Raw genomic sequence first — 22,621 nt, forward strand, 5'->3', positions numbered from 1 at the left:
GGTTCAGCCGGCCTGCTTAACTCGCATGTACCACTCCACTAGCCGTCTGACCTGTCTTTCGGTATAGCCGCGCTCAATCATCCGCCGCACAAACTCGGTGTGCTTACGCTCGGTTTCCGAATCGGCCTTGGAAGTAAAGCTGATTACCGGCATCAGATCCTCGACCTGGCTGAACATGCGTTTCTCTATCACCTCGCGGATCTTCTCATAAGAGGTCCACCGGGGCATCTCGCCTCCCTGTTGCGCCTTGGAGCGCAAGGCAAACTTTACTACTTCATTGCGAAAGTCCTTAGGATTGGCGATGCCTGCCGGTTTTTCGATCTTGGTCAGTTCTTGATTGAGCGCCTGCCTATCCATCAATTGCCCAGTATCGGGGTCCTTGAAATCCTGGTCCTCAATCCATGCATCGGCATAAGCGACATAGCGCTCGAAAAGATTCTGGCCGAAGTCTTCATAGGATTCGAGATAAGCCTTTTGGATCTCATTACCGATAAACTCGGCATAACGCGGGGCGAGCTCAGCCTTTATCAACTCAAGGTATTTACGCTCGGTCTCCTCAGGAAACTGTTCGCGCTTAATCGCCTGCTCCAGCAGATAGAGCAAGTGCACCGGATCGGCGGCCAGCTCATCGGTCTCGTAGTTAAAAGTTTGCGATAGCACCTTGAAGGCAAAGCGGGTTGAGATGCCATCCATGCCTTCATTGACCCCGGCCTGATCACGGTACTCTTGCATGGAACGCGCCTTCGGGTCGGTCTCCTTAAGGCTCTCGCCGTCATAGATGCGCAACTTAGAGTAGAGATTCGAATTCTCATGCTCTTTTAAGCGGGTCAGGACGGTAAATCGAGCCAATATTTCCAGTGTCCACGGCGCACAGGGTGCGTTAGCTAATTCACTCTCGCGGATCAGCTTGTCATAGATCTTTTTCTCTTCGGTGACGCGCAGGCAGTACGGCACCTTGATTACCGAGATGCGATCAAGGAAGGCCTCGTTGTTTTTGTTATTGCGAAAACTCTGCCACTCCGACTCATTGGAGTGGGCCATCACCAAACCATGGAAGGGGATCGCACCGATATTCTCCGAGCCTATGTAGTTACCCTCCTGGGTAGCAGTCAACAGGGGGTGGAGCATCTTAATGGGCGCCTTGAACATCTCAACAAACTCAAGTATCCCCTGGTTGGCCCGATTTAGGCCTCCCGAGTAACTATAGGCATCGGTGTCATTCTGGCTATATAGCTCCAGCTTGCGTATATCGACCTTACCAACCAGAGAAGAGATATCTTGATTGTTCTCATCCCCCGGCTCAGTCTTGGCAATAGCTATCTGGCGCAGCTTGGATGGATGCATGCGCGCCACTTGGAAGCGGCTGAGATCACCGCCATACTCGTCGAGGCGCTTGACTGCCCACGGCGACAGTAGCCCACTCAGCTTGCGCCGCGGTATACCAAAGCGCTCTTCCAAATCCGGACCGTGCTGCTGCGGATCAAATAGCCCTAATGGGCTTTCAAAGACCGGACTTATCTCATCCTCTGCCTTCAGCACATAGATCGGATACTTCTCCATCAGGTGCTTTAAACGTTCCGCTAGCGAGGATTTACCACCGCCTACCGGGCCGAGCAAGTAGAGTATCTGCTTGCGCTCTTCCAGACCTTGAGCGGCGTACTGGAGAAAACCGACTAGCCGCTCAATGGTCTCCTCCATACCGTAAAAATCTTCAAAGGCGGGATAGATGCGTAGGGTCCGGTTGAGGAATATGCGCCCCAAGCGTTCATCTTTGGAGGTGTCTATGATATTCGGCTCACCTATGGCGGCCACCAGACGTTCAGCAGGGGAGGCATAGGCCATGGGATCATCACGACATAGCTCCAAATAGTCAGCCAGGGACATGGTTTGTTCCTGGCGACGTTCATAGCTGCGGGCATAACGGGCTATCAGATCAGCGGCTGTATCCATGGATCACACCCTCTAATGGATATTGGGATGTAGCTTGCGAACTCGTGCTCCTGCCTACCCATTATATTAGACGTTTATACAAGAAAGGGTGTTCCATTAAAGATAAAATAAAAACAAGTTTTTTGGGCTTATAAGCCGCGCTAACTGACGGAACTGCTCCTCTCCACAGGACCTCTAGAAACTTCCCTTGCGCTATCACCTGCCACGGCGTGGAGGTCTTGGCGCCAGGGATGGCGCCATGAAGCCTCCAGGGATTGATTCACGGCGTCCTCCACGCCGTGGCAGGTGATAGCGCAAGGGAAGTTTCTAGAGGTCCCACCCAGGCTAGCGCTATGGTTAGAACAACGCCAAAGCGGTAGCGGAGCGACATATAGCTATCCAGCCGGGAGTAGCTGCTTCTCGGCGAGCCACTGCGAATTAAATAGCCGTGAAGAGTAGCGCGCCCCGCCATCACAGAGCACCGTCACAATTGTATGCCCTGGCCCAAGCTCTTTGGCTAATCGCAGCGCTGCACTAACGTTAACCCCGCTCGAACTGCCTACGAACAAACCCTCTTGGTACAGTAGCCGATAGACCATCGGCACAGACTCTGTATCCGGGATACTGTATGCAGTATCTATCGGGGTGTCCTGGAGATTGGCGGTTACCCTACTACTGCCTATCCCCTCGGTGATCGAACTGCCGGAGCTGGAACTCGGAGTGCCGTGATAGACGTAGTTATATAGGGAACTACCGGCCGGGTCAGCGAGTACAATGCGCACCTTGTCCGAGCGCTCTTTGAGGGCACGCGCAACCCCGCCCAGCGTTCCTCCGGTACCGGTAGCAGCGACAAAGGCATCTATCTGACCGGCGCATTGCTCCCATATCTCGGGCCCGGTTGTAGAGTAATGGGCATCACGGTTGGCGGTATTATCGAACTGATTTGCCCATATCGCCCCCTCCATCTCTGCAGCCATCCGCCCGGCTATCTTCTGATAGTTGTTGGGGTCACTATAAGGAGCGGGAGGCACCAGGTGGACCTCAGCGCCAAGGGTCTTCAGCAGGTCGATCTTCTCTTGGGTTTGAGTCTCGGGGATTACAATGATACAGCGGTAACCGCGGGCGTTGCAGATATGCGCCAAACCAATGCCGGTATTGCCGGCGGTGCCCTCCACTACTATCCCACCGGGGCGCAGCTGACCAGCCCTTTCGGCGTTATTTATTATCCCCCAAGCGGCCCTATCCTTAACCGAGCCGCCGGGGTTTAGCCACTCTGCCTTTGCGAGTATTTCGCACCCTGTCTCGGCACTTAATGCAGACAACCGAATCAGCGGGGTCCTACCTATCGCCCCAACAAAGCCATCGCAGATGTCCATACCAAACCCCTTATCTGATGCCAGTATTGATATATATCATACTGGCATCAGACTAGGTTACGCTACTAATAGATGGCAAAGCCGATATTAATTCACGGCCTCTCCGATGGGGGTACCTCAAGGTCGGGCTGATCGGACCCTTCTTTCTCTGGCGGGATCAGATCCTGCTTACTCACACCGAGAGCCAGGGAGGTAGCACTGGCAATGAAGATCGACGAGTAAGAACCGACTAGCACCCCTACCAGCAAGGCAACAGCGAACCCGCGAATGATCTCACCGCCTAAAAAGATGAGGGCACATACCACTAGCAAGGTGGTAAACGAGGTCACCAAGGTGCGCGAGAGGGTCTGGTTTATCGCCATATTCATGACGAACTCTGTCGTCCCCTTGCGAACCTTGAGGAAGTTCTCGCGGATACGATCAGAGACAACAATAGTGTCATTGAGCGAATAGCCGATAGTTGCCAGCAGTGCCGCTAGCACCGTCAAGTCGAAGGTCATCCGGGTCAGCGAGAAGAAGCCTATGATGATCACTATATCGTGCAGCAGGGCTGCTACGGCACCTACCGCAAAGCGGTACTCGAAGCGAAAGGCGACGTAGATCAAGACACCAAGCAGGGCCAAACCTAGGGCCATCAAACCCTGCTCAGTTAGCTCCTCGCCGATCTGCGGACCGACAAACTCCACTCGGCGCAAATCGACACCATCATGAGCAGCGCTGAGCTTATCGAAGATCTGCTCGGATATTTGCGCCTGCTCAACGCCATCCATAGGCGGAACACGGATCATGATCTCGCGCGGTGAGCCGAAGTGCATTACCTGAGCATCTTCGAACTCAGTCTCGGCGAGTATCGCCTCCACTTCGGATACCTCAATCGACTCCTCGTAACCTACTTCGACTAGAGTCCCGCCGGTAAAGTCTATTCCCAGGTTCAACCCCTGCCAAAGTAAGGAGCCGATAGAGATCACCAACAGCAGCGCCGAAAGGCCAAAGCCGATGCGCCGATGGCCGAGGAAATTGAAATTTGGATCCTGTTTAAAGATCTCCATAGTTAGATCTTAAGCTCCGTGACCTTGCGCCCACCATAGATCAGATTGATCACAGCGCGCGTGCCAACAATGGCTGTAAACATGGAGGTTGCCAAACCGATAGCGAGGGTGACCGCAAAGCCCTGCACTGGACCTGTTCCAAATATAAACAGCATTGCAGCGGCTATGAGCGTAGTCACGTTGGCATCGGCGATGGTTGAAAGTGCTTTTGAATAGCCACGGTCAATGGCTGTCTGAATTGGCGTTCCGGCCTTCAACTCTTCGCGGATGCGCTGGAATATGAGCACGTTAGCGTCTACAGCCATACCGACGGTCAGGACGATACCAGCAATGCCCGGCAATGTCAGTGTAGCCTGCAACATAGATAGTACGGCTACTATGATTATCAGGTTGGTGAACAGCGCAAGATTGGCAACTAATCCAAACACCCGGTAATAGACGGCCATGAAGGCGACGACCAGGAAGAACCCGATGACAACGGCCATAAAGCCGCGCTCGACATTCTCGGCACCCAAGCTCGGGCCGATAGTCCGCTCTTCAACAATATCTATAGGGGCAGCCAAGGCACCAGCCCGCAGCAGCAATGCCAGATTACTCGCCTCTTCGCTTGAGTCTATCCCGGTGATGCGGAATCGCCCACCCAAGGCTTCGCGGATCCGAGCAACGCTGATCACCTCTTCTATCTCGCGGCTAACCCGCTGCGGCTCACCATCGACCAGTTCCGTCTCGGTAACCCGCTCAATGAACAGAACCCCCATATGATCGCCGACACGCTCACGGGTAGCCCGGTTCATGATCCTGCCGCCAGTACCGGAGAGGCGGATGTTTACCTCGGGTGAACCGGTCTGCTGATCATAACCTGATGAGGCATCGATGATCCGCTCTCCGGTAACAATGTAATCACGCTCGAGCAGGACATAATCACCAGCATGTTCAACATTGCGCGTGGGGAAGAGTTCCGAGCCCGCTGGTACGGCATCAGGGTCATCCGGGTCGCCAGTAAACGGGAAGTCGCTGTGATCTACGAAGCGGAACTCAAGGGTGGCAGTAGCACCAAGTATCTCTTTCGCCTGCGCTGGGTCTTGCACCCCAGGCAACTGTACCACTATCCGATCAGATCCCTGGCGCTGTACAATCGGTTCAGCCACACCCAGCTCATCAACCCGGTTGCGCAGCGTAGTGACGTTCTGCTGCACAGCGAGGTTGATCATCTCCTGCTGATCATCTTCGTCAAGCTTGACGATGAGCAGATAATCGCCATTGCTCGGCTGCTTATCTATCTCTATTCCTTCAACCTGCTCGCTGATTAACCCTTCGGCGCGGGCGCGCAAATCCTCGCTGGTGAAGATCAGCCGCAGATCCTGCTCATCACTCACCTCAATGCTGGAATAGCGGATTCGCTCTTCGCGCATGAGGGTGCGGATATCCCTCTCGTAACCCTCAAGGGTGTCGTTGATCATCGCATCGAGATCGACCTGGAGCAGGAAATGGACCCCGCCACGCAGATCCAGCCCCAAGAACATCGGCTCAGCCCCTATGGCACGCAAGAACTGCGGCGTGGCCGGAACCAAGGTCATGGCTACCGAATAGTCGCGGCCGAGTTTGGCAGAGATCATGTCAGAGGCGCGCATCTGCCGATCCGTAGAGTCGTAGCGCAACACCCAGCGCTCTTCTAGGACCTCATGCACCGCCGGGCTCAAGCCTTCCTCTTCAAGGAAAGAGAGAACCTCGGACTGGGTCTCCTCGGCAGGGATCTCACCATCCTCGGTAGTTATTACCACCGAAGGGTCTTCACCAAAGAGGTTCGGCAGGGCGAATATTACCCCTACCGTCAGGACGGTGAGAACTAATATGTATTTCCAGAGTGGATAGCGGTTCAAGAGCTACTTGCCCTTCTTGTTTTCCAGTTCCTTGATCGTGCCCTTAGGCATCACGTTGGCCACCGCATGCTTCTGGATCTGCACCTGCAGACCGTTAGCTACCTCTACTGTGGCAAAGTTCTCGCCGACCTGAGTAATGCGCCCGAGCAAACCACCGTTGGTAACCACCTCATCACCCTTGGTCAAATCCTCGACCATTTGGCGGTGCTCTTTAGCCCGCTTACTCTGCGGACGTATCAGCAGGAAATAAAACAGCGCGATCATGCCCACCAGTAGCATGATGCTAAACCATATATCACCCTGCTGAGCCTCATTCTGCGCCCAGGCACTGGAAATCAAGAAATCCATATAGCTAGCTCCGTTATATTACAAAATTCTCTTATAGCTTACCTAAACAGCGCCCTATGATTGCTGTTCGGTCTCTGTCTCCCGCGAGTCATCGCCGCTGCGCGCCTTATCCAGCGTTCCTTGAGGTAACACCTCACCAACCATCTCGCGCTTAATGCTCCACTCTACCCCCTGCGCAACCTCCAAGCGAACGAAATCATCACTAACTCGGGTGATGCGACCAAGCTCGCCCCCCGCGGTGACAACCTCATCGCCCACTTGTAAGCCCTCAACCATTTCCTGATGTTCCTTCATCCTTTTGCGCTGCGGACGAATTAGCAGAAAATAGAAAATAGCAATCAGGAGCGCCGTGAAGACCAGGAAAAAGACCAGGTCACCCGTGCCCGGCTCCTGTTGCGCATATGCCGGTGCAATGAAAAAATCCAGCAACATCAACCCACTCCCTTATTCAATAGCCTCATGATCGAGTCACCTCTGGGCTCCCGCCGAACAGCTCAGAGGTGCATTATGTCATACGCGCGGGGGCTTTTGCTCGCGTGCAGTATAGAAATCATCAACGAAGGATGCCAGCCTACCCTCACTAATCGCTGCACGCAGCCCGGCCATTAGAGTCTGGTAATAGCGCAGATTATGCAATGTTGCCAACCTTGAACCGAGCATCTCGTTGCAGCGTTGCAGATGACTTAGATACGCCCGTGAAAAATGCCTGCAAGTATAACAATCACATGCCGGATCGACAGCCCGCGTATCCTGCCTATAGCGGCTGTTGCGCAAGCGCAATAGCCCTTGTGAGGTAAACAGAAAGCCGTTGCGCGCATTGCGCGTCGGCATCACACAGTCGAACATATCTATACCGCGGCGCACACACTCTACCAAATCTTCCGGCTTGCCAACCCCCATCAAGTAACGCGGCTGCTTAGCAGGTAACTGTGGTTCGAGGTGCTCGAGCACGGCATCGCGCTCAGCGCTTGGCTCACCGACTGAGAGGCCGCCGATGGCATAGCCATCAAAGCCTATATCCAGCAAACCTGCCAACGAAGCGCTACGCAACTGCGGATATACCCCACCCTGCACAATACCAAAAAGTGCTGCTGCGCTCTCACCATGGGCATCACGACTGCGCTGCGCCCAGCGCAAAGACAGCTCCATGGAACGCTTCACCTCATCCCACTGCGCCGGATAGGCCGGACATTCATCAAATATCATGACAATGTCTGAACCGAGCTCCCGCTGCACAGCCAGCGACTCTTCAGGGCCCATAAAGACCTTAGCCCCATCAACCGGCGAGCGAAACTCGACACCGGCCTCACTAACCCGGCGCAACTTGCCCAGACTGTAGACCTGAAAACCTCCCGAGTCGGTCAATATCGGCCCCGACCAGCCCATAAAGCTGTGCAAGCCGCCATGCTGGCGAATGATCTCGGTGCCTGGTCGCAGCCAAAGATGGAATGTATTGGCTAAAATGACCTCGGCACCCAGCCCGCTAACCTCCTCGGGCGTCAAGCCTTTGACCGTCCCGTAGGTGCCAACCGGCATGAACGCAGGTGTCTCGATCGTCCCGCTCGGGAGTCTCACCCTGCCCAGTCGTGCTGCGCCATCATTCGCGAGGAGTTCAAAAATGGCCCTGCGGCCAACGCCATTAACACTCAAACCGGTATATAGCTCCCTGCCTCGCTAAATCCACTCGACTACACCGGTAGCCAAATCGTACTTTGCCCCGATGACTTGCAACCGCCCTTGTTGAATAGCTCGCTCAAGTAGCTCAGACTTAGCACTCAACCGCTCGGCTGTGGAGCGTACATTGGCTATTGTCGCCTCCTCAATGATCTCGGCATCTGCCGTTGAGGTGTCGCCAAGCAGAGGCCGAACCGAGGGCTGCAACTCATCGATGATCTCCTGCAAGGCATCTGAAGGCGCCCTGCTTTGGCTACGCAAGGAATCAACCGTTGCCCCTATTGCGCCACAGCAAGAATGCCCCAAGACTACAATCAGCGGCACAGATAAGACCTCTGCAGCGTATTCAAGGCTGCCGATCTGGCCCCTGCCAGCGTAATTGCCAGCCACCCTGACTACGAACAGATCGCCTACTCCCTGGTCGAACACCTCTTCGGCCGGCACCCTTGAGTCTGCGCAGCCGAGGATTGCGGCAAAAGGCTGTTGCTTGGCAGCTACCTCCAAGCGCCGCTGATGGGTCATACGCTCATGCAAGCAAAGCTCGCCGTGCACAAACCGCTGATTGCCTTCTTTAAGTCTTGCCAAGGCAGCAGATGGAGTTAACATGTAGAATATTCCTCATGCATCAACGGGGGGAGGAGGACGATGTTACCACTTTTTGGCTTATCAGCATTACTAGCTGATGTGGGCTTGGTGAAATTAGCAAAGCCAATTTTTGATGCTCCCTCTGGCCGTTAAACCTAAAACCGTTCAGAATATGCGCTTATAAGTCAGCCGAGGAGTATCACGTTTGCCAAGCCGGGCACAGCTGAGCATAGTCGAGAGAGTTCTGGCTACTGACGTAACAGCGGTCATCGTCCTAGATGAAGATGGCGCGCTGGTATACGCCAACAATATGGCCTACCGGATGCTGGGCATCTATCTGCCCGATGGCTCCACTACTGAAGACCGTGCAGACACAGCTGACGATAATGACACCGCTGAACTCACGCAGCAGTTGCCCGACGAAATAGGCTCCTTTCGCTGGATTGCCAGCACCGGCACCCCGTTGCGTGATGTTAGGTTAACCCTCAAGCAATCCTCCGCGGGCCAGCGGGTATTCTCTATAAATGCGTCTCCCTTGCCAAGAAATGCTCATGAGACGCCGTGTGTCGCCTTATCTATACACGACTTTACCGAGCAGTATAAGTACTACGAAGAGGCCCTGCACAAGAGCCAGGAACGTCTGCAGCTGGCTACCGAAGCGGCCGGTATCGGGATCTGGGAGCGCGACCTTACCAACGATACGTTCCATTGGGATGAGCGCATACCCACCATCTACGGTATAAAATATGCCGATCTGCCAAGCAATTATGAGCAATGGCGCAAGATAGTGCTCGCAGAAGACTTGCCCGCACTAGAGCGCTCCTTCCGCCAAGCGAGGATCAACCACACGCGCTTCGAGACCGATTTCCGCATCCACGCCGGGAGCGGCGAAATACGCCACATCAGGGGCTTCGGCCAGTACATATATGACAACTCTGGAAACGCAATAAAACTTGTCGGAGTGAACGAAGACATTACCGAGCGCAAGCAAGTTGAGCATGAGCTTGCCCAGAGCAAGGAGAGATTGGAGGAGGCACAGCGAATAGCCCGCCTAGGCCACTGGATCGCCTCAACCGATAAAGGCCTGCTCGAGGTGGACCTGTGGTGGTCCCCGGTTATATACGAGATCTTTGGTCGTAACCCGGAAAGCTTTAAACCCGATTTTAAATCCTACCTCAGGGCCGTACATCCAGAAGACCGGGGAGAGGTAATAGAGCTACTGCGCCGCCTGCGCGCTGATCACGATCACAGGAGTGAGCATCGGATAATTCGCACCGACGGCGTCACCAAGTGGGTGCGTGCAATCGCTCGGACTGAAGATCAGTCTCCGGTTAACGCTCGCCGAATACTCGGCACAATCCAGGACATAACCGAGCAAAGAGAACTCCAACAAGAGTTGGAGTACCGCGCCTCCCATGATCCTCTTACAGACTTATTCAATCGTGCTAAACTCCAGCAGCAACTGCGGGCCGCGCAAGCAGCCTACGAACGGCATGGAACACCTTTCGCGCTAGTGATCGCCGACGTTGATCACTTTAAAGCAGTAAATGATCGTTGGGGACATTCGGTAGGAGATGCTGTGCTCTGGGAAATAGGCCGCCGCATGTCGAGCCAATTACGTGAAACCGATTTTCTCGGCCGCTGGGGAGGCGAAGAATTTCTTATTCTAGCCAACCACACCGATGAGTCTGGTGCAGCGCAGCTTGCCGATCGCATTCGTGAGTCTATATGCGGCTCTGAAATTCAGGGCATAGGCACCATAACCACCAGCTTTGGAGTGGCAGCTACAGAGCCAGGCACCTACCTAGAGGTGCTGGAAAACCGTGCCGATAAGGCTCTCTACGCCGCCAAGGAGCGAGGCCGCAACACCGTAATGAAGTATTCGCAGCTCTGACACGAAATTTCATCGCAACAAAAGGCGCACACCCGCCATGATAAACAGCCCTTCCCCCGAGGACTGTGAACGCATAGCCAGCCGCATGGATGGTTTTTTGTATCGCTGTAGATACGATGAAGAGCTAACCATGCTCTTTATCATCGGCGCAGTCCAGGCAACTACCGGCTATCCGCGCGAATCCTTACTAAACAATTGTGAACTGTCATACGCCCACTTAATCAACCCTGACGACCAGGCCATGTGTCGTGGCTCTCGCATCCGAGCAATAATGGACGATAGCGAATGGAGTATCGACTATCGCATTTGGCACCCGCAGGAGGGCTGGCGCTGGGTAAATGAGCGCGGCGCGGCGCTGCTCGATGACAACGGTGAAGTCGCCTATCTTGAGGGTGCTATAGTTGATATCTCCGCCCGCAAGGAGGCCGAACAAGCCCTGGCCAGGACAACTCACGCCCTGCGCGAACGCTTCAAGGAGGTGGCCTGCCTCGGTGAGGTGGCTGCACTCACCAATAAAGATATATCCATAGACGAAACGCTTACTGCGATAGTCGGCCTTCTGCCGAGCGGCTGGCAGTACCCAAGCCGCTGTGAGGCAATCATAAATTACCGCGGCAAGCGGTTTGCAACCAGCCGACGAGAACCTCACGAGACGCGCCTTGAGGCCCCGATTAGGGCAAGCGGTGAAAATGTCGGCCAGATCACCGTATGGTATGTCTTACCGCCCCCTGATGCCAATCAGCCATTTCTTAACGAAGAGAGCGTCCTCTTAGAGCGTACCGCGATCATTATTGGCCAGTACCTAACCCGCAAGCACGCCGAACGTGAGCGCGAGCAGCTGATGCGGCTAATCGAGGCAAGCCCTGACTACATCGGCATGAGCAATCCAAAGGGGATGATCCTCTATCAGAACCCTGCTTTATCAAAACTAACCGGCTTCGACACCGCTGCTGATGACCTATGGTTGAGAGATGCCCACCCGGACTGGGCCGCCTCCAAGCTCTACCAAGAGGCCCTGCCCGCTGCTGCTCAGCATGGCCAATGGCAGGGAGAGACAGAGATATTTGATGGCCAGGGAGGCACGATCCCAGTCTCCCAAACTATAGTAGCCCATACCGACTCTAGGGGTGATGTTGAAATCTTCTCGACCATAATGCAGAACCTATCAGCAAGCCGTGAAGCCAACCGGGTCAAGAGTAACTTCCTTGCTGCGGTAAGCCATGACCTGCGTACCCCTTTAAATGCCATCATAGGCTACTCAGACTTGCTCTGCCGTAGCGAGCTCGATAACAAACAGCGCGAGTTTGTCGCATTGACTCGGCGCGCGAGCGATAAACTGCTCCTGCTCATCGACATGCTGCTCGACCTATCGCGCTTGGAACACGGTAAGCTCAAGCTGCGTCGTGAGGACTTCGACATAGTCGATTTCGTCACCTCTCAGGTAGAGCTTGTTAAACCACGAGCTGAAAATAAGGGGGTAGCGGTCAAGCAGCATATAGCGCCGGAGATACCGCGTTACGTAGAAGGAGATGCCGCTCGAGTCGGCCAAATTATCAGTAACCTGCTTGGCAATGCGGTCAAATTTACCGATACCGGGGAAGTGACCATCAAACTCGCGCAGGCCTCCCCAGACTGGATCCACATTCAGGTCAGCGACAACGGGCCTGGCATCCCCGAGGAGGAGCGCCAGAGAATATTCGACTGGTTCTCACAGGGCCATATGGGCACCGAACAGCGCGAAGGCACTGGTTTGGGGCTCAAGATATGCCTGGAATTGGTCAGACTGATGGGAGGGTCAATTGATGTCGACGATAACCCGGCTGGCGGGGCTATATTTACAGTCATCATCCCTCTACCCAGGGCAGCCGGCGAAGATAATCGAAGATCATCGCAGGCCGACTCTGCTGATAACCCGGCCACTGCCCAATCTAGGCAAGTCAAGCCGCCAGAAAGCTCGACGGAAGAACTGCGCAGGACCGACGGCGGGAAACTAAATTTACTTGTTGCCGAAGATGAACCGACCAATGCCCTGCTCTTATTGCGCTTGCTCGAGCAGTATGGGGTGCAGGCTGACTTGGTAAATGATGGCCAACAAGCCTATGAGAAGGGCTCAAGTGGCGATTACGACGGCATATTGATGGATGCCCAAATGCCACTTATGAGTGGGGAAGAGGCGATAGCCGCTATAAGGTCGTACGAGTCTGAACACAGTAAAGAGCCTATCCCTATCATAGTCATCTCTGCGCACGCTATTGAAGAGGTCAAAAATTCCGCGCTTGATGCGGGGGCGGATCAATACATAACTAAACCGATCAGCTTCAATGCCCTGGGTAATGTCCTGAAGAGATTGGCTGGTGTCCAAGCAATCCAGTTATAAGCTCTGCAGCGCGTAGTCGCTTTCTTGGGAGTCTCTAAAGCACTCTCCGGAGCCACTCTACTGCCCGGTGTTGAGGTCTTGGCGCCAAGGATGGCGCCATGAAGCCTCCAGGGATGGATTTACGGCGTCCTCTACACCGGGCAGCAGAGTGGCTCCGGAGAGTGCTTTAGAGACTCCCAGAAACAATTGGCATCCAATTGCCGGCTTTTGGGAGCTTACCTCTCATATACATGCCACCAAAGTCGAGTGGCCGCACCCTCGCTCAATTAGCTAAGATCATGATATGATTCGATCAGCGCTAAAAGAACAAGGTGGCAACATGGAAAAAAGCAATTCTGGCTTAGGAGCAATCATAGCTGCGTACGTTTTTAGCATACTGCTACCCCCACTCGGCTTGTTACTGGCAGGGTATCTCTACATAGGCAAAAAACAGCTTAAGCATGCGTTTATCGTAACTACTATCTGCATAATTATGGCTTTGCCGTGGCAGTGGGCAGTGTTCTCGATATATGAAAGCCTTTAGGATGGGTGATCAAATCCAGCCACAACCCGGCAATCCTTCATAAAGGGTGGAGTCATGGTCTTTAGAAGCAAAAAAGCGTCGCAAAACAGCTCAAATCAGAATGAGCAGAGCCACGAACACCCAACCGACGCCGAGCCAGGCAGTCAGTCGAAGGTAGAAAACAATGCTCAAAGCCCACTCAGCATCCTGGGCATGCGTCAAGAGACATGGACAGACTATGAATCTCTGGATATGGAGATCCAGAAAGGGCAAGCCTTCGCTCTGCTCGGCCTAGTAGGCGTCCCGGTCGCACTGCTGGTGCTAATTGGGGGCATATTCACTCTGGGGTCTGAACATATAGCCATGGCCGTTGGCATACCCGCTCTCTTCGTCGGCGGCATCTTGGCTATAGGCGCTAACATCCAGAGGCTGCAAATCAAAAGGCTCAAGCGCATCCGGGACAACTGGGACGAAGAACAAGCGGGCTCGTAAGTAGCTGCTAAGTCCCGCGCTAACCCCCCTGCTGGGGCAGGTCTTAGCGGAACAAATTGCGCCCACGGGGCACCTAGAAAAATCCCCCTGGACCTGAAGCTGCCCCGGTGTGAACAAGCTCCGTGAAACCATCCCGGGAGGCTTCATGGCACCAGCCTTGGCGCCATGACCTCCACACCGGGGCAACACAAGGCTCAGAGGGAGTTTTCAAAGATGCCCCATGGGTTGATTGTGCCGCTAGTAATCCGCCAAACTGAGGCCCGACCCTCCGCGCGGTCTATCATCATCGCTTTCACTGCCCTCAGGCCCAACGCCACCGGTCTCTAGCCCTTCGAGTTTGGCCATCAGCCTAACCTCGTTAGCCGAATCGGCATGGGCGAGCGCGTTTTCATATGAGATGAACCCATCGCGATACAGCCGGAACAGGTGGCGATCAAAAGTCTGCATCCCTTGCTCCTCCGATGAGCTCATAATCTCCTTGAGTTCATGTATATCACCACTGCGAATCTTCTCTTTAACCAGAGGGGTAGCCAAAAGCACTTCGAGCGCTGCCACTCTGCCGTGACCAGAAGAGCTCGGTATAAGCTGTTGGGCAACAACCGCCTTGAGGTTTAGGGATAGATCCATCAGTAGCTGCTCACGGCGCTCGCTAGGAAAGAAGTTTATGATCCGATCCAGGGCCTGGTTGGCATTGTTAGCGTGGAGTGTTGCCAAGACCAAATGCCCTGTCTCGGCAAATGAGACGGCGTAATCCATGATCTCCCGCGAACGTACTTCACCAATCAATATCACGTCAGGGGCCTGACGCAGGGCATTTTTAAGGGCTGCATCAAAGGATTGGGTATCCACCCCGACTTCGCGTTGAGTCACAATGCATTGTCGATGAGGATGAACAAACTCTACCGGATCCTCTATCGTCAGTATGTGTCCAGGGGCGGTGGAGTTGCGCTTGCCGAGCATAGCCGCCAGCGATGTCGATTTGCCGGTCCCCGTCCCCCCGACAAACATGATCAGACCGCGCTTGGTCATGGCTAAGTCATGGATAATCGGGGGTAACTGCAGTTCGTCAAGGTCAGGTATAGTGGTTTCAATACGCCTGATCACCATGCCAGGGTTGCCGCGCTGATAAAAAGCGCTAACCCGGAATCGCCCGCCTGTTTCATTCACAATGGCGAAATTGGCTTCCTGTTGCTGCTCAAACTCAGCTACCTGCTCCTGATTCATGCTCTCATGCACCAGTCTGGCCACCTCATCAATTCCAAGAGGAGCATCGGCAAGGGCCTGCAAAGCACCACCCACTTTGATCAAGGGCGCTGAACCTGCGGTAATGAACAGATCGGAGCCCTTGCGCTGAGTTAGCTGATCCAACAAGAAATCTAACTGCATGCGGTCACACCTCAAAATATATCTTTGCTCAACGCCTTTGACTTCGCGTCTTCGCGAGTTATTTGGCCGGTTTGAACCAGTTTCTGTAATGACTGATCAAGGGTCTGCATGCCCATAGACTGGCCGGTTTGAATAGAGGAGTACATCTGCGCAACCTTATCCTCACGTATCAGGTTACGAATCGCAGAGGTGCCAAGCATGATCTCGTGCGCTGCAACCCGCCCTCCTCCGACCTTCTTGATCAAGGTCTGCGAAATAACCGCTTCCAAGGATTCGGAGAGCATTGAACGAACCATGGTCTTCTCCGCCGCAGGGAAGACATCGATTATGCGATCCACCGTCTTCGGGGCCGAGCTGGTGTGCAACGTACCAAATACCAGGTGACCAGTCTCTGCTGCGGTCAAAGCGAGCCGAATTGTCTCCAAATCGCGTAACTCACCAACCAGTATCACATCAGGGTCTTCGCGCAGTGCCGAGCGCAGAGCGCTGTTGAAGCTGTGGGTATCGCGATGAACCTCGCGCTGATTGACTATACAGCGTTTAGGCTGATGGACAAATTCTATAGGATCTTCAACGGTCAAGATGTGGCCATACTCATTACGATTTTTATGGTCCACCATCGCCGCAAGGGTTGTTGATTTACCCGAGCCTGTCGGTCCAGTGACCAAGATAAGCCCACGCGGTCGATCGCATAGGGTCCTAAAGATCTCCGGCGCCTGAATATCTTCAAGGGTGACGACCTGCGAAGGTATCGCTCTGAATACAGCTCCGATACCCCGATCCTGATTGAAGACGTTGACCCTAAACCGGGATAGCTGAGGCACAGCAAATGAAAAGTCGATCTCCAGGTTCTCTTCAAATTCGCGCCGCTGGCGGTCATTCATTATGTCGTAAACTAAGGCCTGGACCGACTTATGGTCCATTTCCGGAACATCAATGCGGCGCACGTCACCATCAACGCGGATCAGAGGTGGCATCCCGGCTGAAAGGTGCAGATCTGATGCGTTGTTTTTTACGGCGAAATCCAATAGTTCTGTTACATCCATAAGATATCTCCCTAACTAGTTGCCGGAGTCATTTCCCCCGGTCAACTCTTCAACCAATTCTGACGCCTTCTCCGGCTCCCTTACCCGGGCAACATGGAACAAGGCGTCTCCCTCATGAACTAGCGGCAGGTTTACCCGACCAATCACAATACCACTAAATCCGGCGTTGACCTGCGTCTCTGTATCGCCAAACGGATCTGAGATAAGACCAATCCGGTCACCCTTGATAACGTGTTGGCCCAAACGAACTGTAGTCCTGAGGATGCCGCTACTTTCCGCTCTAACCCACCGAGTCATCTCGACCTGAACTGGCTGGCGAGGTGGATACTTGACCCTAACCCTAGGCAACATGCCAAGGCGGCGCATCACACCTACCACGCCGCGCACACCCAAGCGGATGGACTCCTCGTCGAAGCGCAGCGCCTCTCCTGCCTCATATAGTAGGACTGGTATCCCGCGCTCATCGGCGACATGGCGCAACGAGCCATCACGCAGGTCAGAATTGATGATTACCGGCGCAGCGAAAGAGCGGGCCAAATCGAGTGTGGTGGGATCATCTAGGTTGGCGCGGATTTGCGGCAAGTTTGAGCGATGCGCTGTGCCGGTATGTAGGTCTATAGCGTGCGATGCACGCGCTAAGACTTGACTGACAAAAAGGTTAGCCAAGCGGGCAGCTAAAGAACCGCTAGGGCTGCCCGGAAAACTGCGGTTCAGGTCACGCCGGTCGGGTAGATAGCGAGTTTGGGCCAAAACCCCGTAAACATTCACAATAGGCACAGCCAGCAGCGTCCCCCGAATGCGGCGCAGCTGAGGCAAAGCCAAAACCCTCCTGATGATCTCAATGCCATTGATCTCGTCACCGTGAATCGCCGCACTCAGGCATAACACCGGCCCATCACGGCGACCGTGAACAACGTGCACGGGCATATTGACCGGGGTGTGGGTATAGAGCTGGGCAACGTCTAACTGCACCGTCTCGCGAGTCCCAGGAGGAACACTTACCCCATTTATATGGAATGGCCTGCTGCGGCGCTGTGCCATTAGCCACTACCTAGACACGCTGGCCGAGCCTGGCCACGCCGGCCTCGCAGGGGCGAACCGATTGTTTAACCGCGTTTACCCCGAGTACGAGTGCGGCCAGGTTTATGGTTACGTTCGATAAAATCAATGATCAGCCCCGCTACGTCCTTGCCAGTTGCCCGCTCTATGCCTTGAAGGCCTGGTGATGAGTTTACCTCCATTACTACCGGACCGCTATTCGAGCGCAGGATATCAACCCCACAAACATTGAGACCGAGCACTTTAGCAGCTTTAACCGCAGTTGCCCTCTCCCGTGGAGAAATCTTCACAAGTTCGGCACTACCACCGCGGTGCAGATTAGAGCGGAACTCACCCTCGCCACCCTGTCTTTTCATGGCCGCTACCACCTTGCCGCCAATGATCAAGCAGCGTATATCAGCTCCTCCTGCCTCTTCCACAAAGTCCTGCACCAAAAAATGCGCCTTAAGGCCGCGCAATGCTTGAATTACACTCGCCGCAGCCTTGCGTGTTTCGGCCAAAACCACTCCGATTCCCTGAGTCCCCTCCAATAGCTTGATAACTACCGGAGAACCGCCAACTAGCTTGATTAAATCATCAGTATCGTCCGGTGAGTGGGCAAATCCGGTGGCGGGCATCCCTACGCCCTCGCGCGAGAGCAACTGTAAGGCACGCAGTTTATCGCGGGAACGGCTAATCCCTTGAGACTCATTTAGTGGGTAAGTACCCAGCATCTCGAACTGGCGCAATACAGCTGTGCCATAAAAGGTGATCGAAGCACCAATACGGGGGATAACCGCGTCAAAATTCTCGAGCTTTTCACCTTTATAGTGAATCTCCGGATTGCTGGTAGCTATATTCATGTAACAGCGCAGCGGATCAATAACCCGAGCCTCATGTCCGCGTGCCTCTATCGCCTCAATGAGTCTACGAGTCGAATAAAGTCGCGGGTTACGCGACAGTATAACTACCTTCATTCCTCCTCCGTAGCAGCGATGACCAGAGCATTAGGGAGAATACAAAATCTTTTCAACCGCTCCACCACCGCTGTGAAGGAGGGGTTGTGAATATTTCCATGCAAGCACCATGGCGCCGTCTTCGGCACCGGGATCTCAATAGCGTGGATACGGCTTTGCTCACAACAGCGGTCCTTAGGGCTCCCTTTAGCAGTCCTCGGGGGGCGAATTTTCCCCAGCTAAGCCTTTGGCAAGATAAGAAGCCTGTGGGTCTATCAATACTCTGCCTGCCATAGCCGAGCGGCCCAGCAACATACGAAAGCGCATAGTATCGCGGGCGGTTAGGGTTACCTCAATTGGCCAGGCCGCTCCGTTTAGCTCGAGGTTAGTCTCTATAACCCAACGTTTTTCCCTTTTACCGCCTGAGTCACTAACTAAGCGACGGTCAACAACCTTAGACTCACACCATAACTGCTCTTTGACCGAGCGCTGTTTAAGATGGACACCAAACCTGACCCACTGCTCGTCGTGGCGTTCAAAGGCCTCTATGGCAAAGGTATGTAGAGCAGATGTTCGTGCCCCGGTATCAATTTTGGCTTTTAACCGTTCTATACCCAGCTCTGGCAAGGCAACCCATTCTCGCCAGCCAACCCAGATCCTATGATCTTGCACGGTCTACTCCTACCTTGCTCTTTTTGTCACACCCTTGTAGTGTATGTATATTCTCTTAAGTCAACGGCTTACATCACTTGGCAGCATACAAAAAATGCGTAGATTTATATTTGTTATTATGGGATTGGTCATCGTCTTTGGATCAATGCATCTACTCCGAGATACCTTACGACCACCCGCCCATGCTGAGCTGGATCTGCACAATATTAACGCTGAACTCTCCCGCGCCGAGCTCCAAGAACGCCTCGCGGGCATAGAATTTAACTGTTCTGACGACAATCGTCTCGGCTATGGTGAACAGGCCTGTTTTGCTCCGGTAACTCAGGTCGATGGCCTGAAGGCTAAGTACCTAGCCCTGTTCTTCTCTGAAGACGACACCCTATCCGCGGTTAACATCGTAACCGACCCGGAAGATCACGACAGCAGCATAGCTTATCTAGAAGAGCACTTCGGCAAAAGCAATTTCAAAAAGATACTCGACGAAGACAAGTGGTTAGTATGGCGTAGAGATGATAAAAGCGGAGGTATATTAATGGCCCACCACGATGACAGTGACAACCGAGCCCCAGCAGTAATGTGGTTCCGTGATGCAGAGTTGGCAGAACGACTCCTAGCGCCATAAGTTGCTAAACCTTTAACACTCCCCGCTGAGCAATATAGCTGCCCTGATATGGAGGACGCCGTAAATCCATCCCTGGAGGCTTCATGGCGCCATCCCTGGCGCTATAACCTCCATATCAGGGCAGCTATATTGCTCAGCGGGGAGTGTAAAGGTAGCCAAGATTAAAAGTGTTGTGTGACTCACCGGGGGTGGATTTTATTATCTCCCCGGAGTTTTGCCAAAAGTCTCCGCGCCCTTAGTGACCAATGGCTATTCCGGCTTAAGTAGTCTGCCATTTAATAGAGCCACCACGGTAAAGACAAAGACCCATAAGATAACCAAGGTCGTCAAGCCCACTAATGCCATCAGTAATGGCTCAGCATTAGGTGCCAGGTTTTCGACATAATGGAAGCTAGCCAGGCTGAAGGCCGCAAGAGGAAATGTATACGCCCACCAAGAAGGATAAAAAGGTATCTTTACTAACCTTGGCACCTGTACCAAAAGCAAGAAGAAGGTAAACAATGCCTTATAATAAAGCATACGGCCAATGATATCGGTCTCGGCTTCGCCGGTGAGGGATACCCACGCCAAGTAGCCCACTGCGGGGGGCGCAAGCAAGACCGCCAAGGTTGGCTGCAGGAACTCAGGCAGGTTTGCGCCGAAAATCAAGCGGTGGTAACAGAGGGTCATTAATATCAACCAGAAGAAAATACCAACAGCAAAGAAGAACCACGCAACCTCTGTATACCCCGCGTTGGCTGCTGGAATAGGCACCAGCACATTGCCAACCGCTGGAATAAACCAGGCCGGATTGAGCATATTAAGATCTAGTTGACGTAACAACCAGCTCGTAACAATGCCCAACATAAATGCCAGGTGCAAAGCAGCCCCGCCGCCCCACAGCAGGAGTGACAATTGCCCAGGTCCAGCGAGCATACCGAGCAGTATTAGAGATATGGATACCGCTGGTAGGAAGTTTAAGCGTACCGGGTGAGTTATTTCAGCAAGTGATTCCTGCCGATACAAGGCCAATTTAGAAGCATAAGCCAGTAACATAGCAACGAATACAATCGCCGCCAGGACGCCGATAACTTCAGCGAAGGCCTCTCCTCTACCCCAAAAACCCTCAACTTGATGCCAAACCAGAGCTAATCCGGCCAGGCCCATAGTGCCAGCAAAAAGAGGCAACGGTAGATTGGCTATGCTTATTCCAGCCGATTCAGCCTTATCATCGTTTTTCATACGCCCCCCAGTGATTCACATTAAAAAAAACCCCCTATGGGGTATATCCACAGGGGGTTTATTAGGGAGCCTGGCGATGACCTACTTTCGCACAGCGGTTTAGCTGCACTATCATCGGCGCTGAGTGGTTTCACTTCCGAGTTCGGCATGGTGTCGGGTGGTTCCCACTCGCTGTACTCGCCAGGCAAAACTTTGGCCGGAGGGATTATTTTTCCCTCCTTGGCGTCTATTCGGGAAGTTGCCGCCATGCAAATAGGTGCACTGCGCTGTATTGCGTTATTTAGAACGTGCTTGGGTGTTATATGGCCAAGCCTCACGGGCAATTAGTACTGGTTAGCTTCATGCATTACTGCACTTCCACATCCAGCCTATCAACGTCCTAGTCTTGGACGGCCCTTCAGGGACCTCGAGGGTCCAGGGAGACCTTATCTTGAGGGAGGCTTCCCGCTTAGATGCTTTCAGCGGTTATCCTGTCCGTACGTAGCTACCCGGCTGTGCCACTGGCGTGACAACCGGAACACCAGAGGTACGTCCACTCCGGTCCTCTCGTACTAGGAGTAGATCCTCTCAAGTCTCCGACGCCCACGGCAGATAGGGACCGAACTGTCTCACGACGTTCTAAACCCAGCTCGCGTACCACTTTAAATGGCGAACAGCCATACCCTTGGGACCTGCTACAGCCCCAGGATGTGATGAGCCGACATCGAGGTGCCAAACTCCTCCGTCGATGTGGACTCTTGGGAGGAATCAGCCTGTTATCCCCGGAGTACCTTTTATCCGTTGAGCGATGGCCCTTCCATACAGGACCACCGGATCACTAAGGCCGGCTTTCGCCCCTGCTCGACTTGTAGGTCTCGCAGTCAAGCACCCTTATGCCTTTACACGCAATGCGCGATTTCCGACCGCGCTGAGGGTACCTTCGCGCTCCTCCGTTACTCTTTGGGAGGAGACCGCCCCAGTCAAACTACCCACCACGCACGGTCCCCGACCCGGATAACGGGCCAAGGTTAGAACCCCAAGCATGCAAGGGTGGTATCTCAAGGATGGCTCCGGCAAAGCTAGCGCTTCGCCTTCAAAGCCTCCCACCTATCCTGCACAAGCATGCTCGAAGTCCAGTGCGAAGCTGTAGTAAAGGTTCACGGGGTCTTTCCGTCTTGCCGCGGGTACACAGCATCTTCACTGCGATTTCAATTTCACTGAGTCCCGGATGGAGACAGTGGGGCCATCGTTACGCCATTCGTGCAGGTCGGAACTTACCCGACAAGGAATTTCGCTACCTTAGGACCGTTATAGTTACGGCCGCCGTTTACCGGGGCTTCGATCAAGAGCTTCGCCCAAAGGGCTAACCCCATCACTTAACCTTCCGGCACCGGGCAGGCGTCACACCCTATACATCCTCTTACGAGTTAGCAGAGTGCTGTGTTTTTAGTAAACAGTCGCAGCCCCCTGGTCACTGCGGCCCCCTTCTGCTTCGCCCGCAAGGGGCTACACATAATGGAGGCGCACCTTCTCCCGAAGTTACGGTGCCATTTTGCCGAGTTCCTTCACCCGGGTTCTCTCAGGCGCCTTAGGAT

The 22,621-nt window shown here is 53.8% G+C and carries 18 protein-coding genes and 2 rRNA genes (1 of these 20 only partly in view); 4 read left to right on the forward strand and 16 right to left on the reverse strand.

Going from position 1 to position 22,621, the window contains the following annotated elements; all coding sequences use genetic code 11:
- Positions 1-3: 3 nt before the first annotated feature.
- The 8 genes from HH1059_RS07435 to HH1059_RS07470 all read right to left on the reverse strand — a co-directional run bounded on the left by HH1059_RS07435 (position 4) and on the right by HH1059_RS07470 (position 8,862).
- Positions 4-1,950, reverse strand: a complete 1,947-nt coding sequence (locus tag HH1059_RS07435; RefSeq protein ID WP_096409592.1) for a PrkA family serine protein kinase — start codon at positions 1,948-1,950, stop codon at positions 4-6.
- A 374-nt stretch (positions 1,951-2,324) separates the two neighbouring features.
- Positions 2,325-3,305, reverse strand: a complete 981-nt coding sequence (locus tag HH1059_RS07440) for a cysteine synthase A (protein ID WP_096409593.1) — start codon at positions 3,303-3,305, stop codon at positions 2,325-2,327.
- 92 nt (positions 3,306-3,397) lie between these two features.
- Positions 3,398-4,354 (reverse strand): protein translocase subunit SecF, encoded by a 957-nt coding sequence (secF, locus tag HH1059_RS07445; RefSeq protein ID WP_096409594.1) that lies wholly within the window; start codon positions 4,352-4,354, stop codon positions 3,398-3,400.
- Between the two features lie 2 nt (positions 4,355-4,356).
- Entirely contained in the window at positions 4,357-6,234 is a 1,878-nt protein-coding gene (gene secD, locus HH1059_RS07450; protein WP_096409595.1) for a protein translocase subunit SecD, read from the reverse strand.
- A gap of 3 nt (positions 6,235-6,237) precedes the next feature.
- On the reverse strand, positions 6,238-6,582 hold the full coding sequence (yajC, locus tag HH1059_RS07455; RefSeq protein WP_096409596.1) for a preprotein translocase subunit YajC: 345 nt from the start codon (positions 6,580-6,582) through the stop codon (positions 6,238-6,240).
- 54 nt (positions 6,583-6,636) lie between these two features.
- A complete protein-coding gene (gene yajC, locus HH1059_RS07460; protein WP_096409597.1) occupies positions 6,637-7,014 on the reverse strand; it encodes a preprotein translocase subunit YajC in 378 nt (125 codons plus the stop codon).
- 78 nt (positions 7,015-7,092) lie between these two features.
- Positions 7,093-8,202 (reverse strand): tRNA guanosine(34) transglycosylase Tgt, encoded by a 1,110-nt coding sequence (tgt, locus tag HH1059_RS07465; RefSeq protein ID WP_096410370.1) that lies wholly within the window; start codon positions 8,200-8,202, stop codon positions 7,093-7,095.
- 54 nt (positions 8,203-8,256) lie between these two features.
- The gene (locus HH1059_RS07470) at positions 8,257-8,862 is read right to left on the reverse strand and encodes a carbonic anhydrase (RefSeq protein WP_096409598.1); all 606 of its coding nucleotides are present in this window, start codon (positions 8,860-8,862) and stop codon (positions 8,257-8,259) included.
- A gap of 184 nt (positions 8,863-9,046) precedes the next feature.
- On the opposite strand from HH1059_RS07470, the gene HH1059_RS07475 reads away from it, so the two are divergent.
- The 3 genes from HH1059_RS07475 to HH1059_RS07490 all read left to right on the forward strand — a co-directional run bounded on the left by HH1059_RS07475 (position 9,047) and on the right by HH1059_RS07490 (position 14,106).
- On the forward strand, positions 9,047-10,735 hold the full coding sequence (locus HH1059_RS07475) for a diguanylate cyclase (protein WP_096409599.1): 1,689 nt from the start codon (positions 9,047-9,049) through the stop codon (positions 10,733-10,735).
- Positions 10,736-10,772: 37 nt separating this feature from the next.
- On the forward strand, positions 10,773-13,112 hold the full coding sequence (locus tag HH1059_RS07480; RefSeq protein ID WP_096409600.1) for an ATP-binding protein: 2,340 nt from the start codon (positions 10,773-10,775) through the stop codon (positions 13,110-13,112).
- Positions 13,113-13,689: 577 nt separating this feature from the next.
- Positions 13,690-14,106 carry a hypothetical protein gene (locus HH1059_RS07490; protein ID WP_096409602.1) on the forward strand — a complete coding sequence of 139 codons (417 nt, stop codon included), beginning with the start codon at positions 13,690-13,692 and terminating at the stop codon, positions 14,104-14,106.
- Between the two features lie 237 nt (positions 14,107-14,343).
- On the opposite strand, the gene HH1059_RS07495 is transcribed toward HH1059_RS07490, so the two are convergent.
- The 5 genes from HH1059_RS07495 to HH1059_RS07515 form a co-directional block, all read right to left on the reverse strand.
- Positions 14,344-15,492 (reverse strand): PilT/PilU family type 4a pilus ATPase, encoded by a 1,149-nt coding sequence (locus tag HH1059_RS07495; RefSeq protein ID WP_096409603.1) that lies wholly within the window; start codon positions 15,490-15,492, stop codon positions 14,344-14,346.
- Between the two features lie 11 nt (positions 15,493-15,503).
- Complete coding sequence (locus HH1059_RS07500) at positions 15,504-16,538, reverse strand: type IV pilus twitching motility protein PilT (RefSeq protein WP_096409604.1); 1,035 nt, start codon at positions 16,536-16,538, stop codon at positions 15,504-15,506.
- 15 nt (positions 16,539-16,553) lie between these two features.
- On the reverse strand, positions 16,554-17,579 hold the full coding sequence (locus tag HH1059_RS07505) for a succinylglutamate desuccinylase/aspartoacylase family protein (RefSeq protein ID WP_096409605.1): 1,026 nt from the start codon (positions 17,577-17,579) through the stop codon (positions 16,554-16,556).
- A 65-nt stretch (positions 17,580-17,644) separates the two neighbouring features.
- Positions 17,645-18,553, reverse strand: a complete 909-nt coding sequence (rimK, locus tag HH1059_RS07510) for a 30S ribosomal protein S6--L-glutamate ligase (protein ID WP_096409606.1) — start codon at positions 18,551-18,553, stop codon at positions 17,645-17,647.
- A 186-nt stretch (positions 18,554-18,739) separates the two neighbouring features.
- Positions 18,740-19,204, reverse strand: a complete 465-nt coding sequence (locus HH1059_RS07515; RefSeq protein ID WP_096409607.1) for an ATP-dependent zinc protease family protein — start codon at positions 19,202-19,204, stop codon at positions 18,740-18,742.
- Between the two features lie 94 nt (positions 19,205-19,298).
- Here HH1059_RS07515 and HH1059_RS07520 point away from each other — a divergent pair, with 94 nt between their 5' ends.
- Positions 19,299-19,826 (forward strand): hypothetical protein, encoded by a 528-nt coding sequence (locus tag HH1059_RS07520; RefSeq protein WP_096409608.1) that lies wholly within the window; start codon positions 19,299-19,301, stop codon positions 19,824-19,826.
- A 249-nt stretch (positions 19,827-20,075) separates the two neighbouring features.
- On the opposite strand, the gene HH1059_RS07525 is transcribed toward HH1059_RS07520, so the two are convergent.
- The 3 genes from HH1059_RS07525 to HH1059_RS07535 all read right to left on the reverse strand — a co-directional run.
- Positions 20,076-21,047, reverse strand: a complete 972-nt coding sequence (locus HH1059_RS07525; RefSeq protein ID WP_096409609.1) for an SLAC1 anion channel family protein — start codon at positions 21,045-21,047, stop codon at positions 20,076-20,078.
- 68 nt (positions 21,048-21,115) lie between these two features.
- Positions 21,116-21,232 (reverse strand): 5S ribosomal RNA (gene rrf, locus HH1059_RS07530).
- A 117-nt stretch (positions 21,233-21,349) separates the two neighbouring features.
- Positions 21,350-22,621, reverse strand: a 23S ribosomal RNA gene (locus HH1059_RS07535) (it continues 1,618 nt past the right edge of the window).

Origin of the sequence: Halorhodospira halochloris (genome assembly GCF_002356555.2) — a bacterium.
GTDB classification, from domain to species: Bacteria; Pseudomonadota; Gammaproteobacteria; order Nitrococcales; family Halorhodospiraceae; genus Halorhodospira; species Halorhodospira halochloris.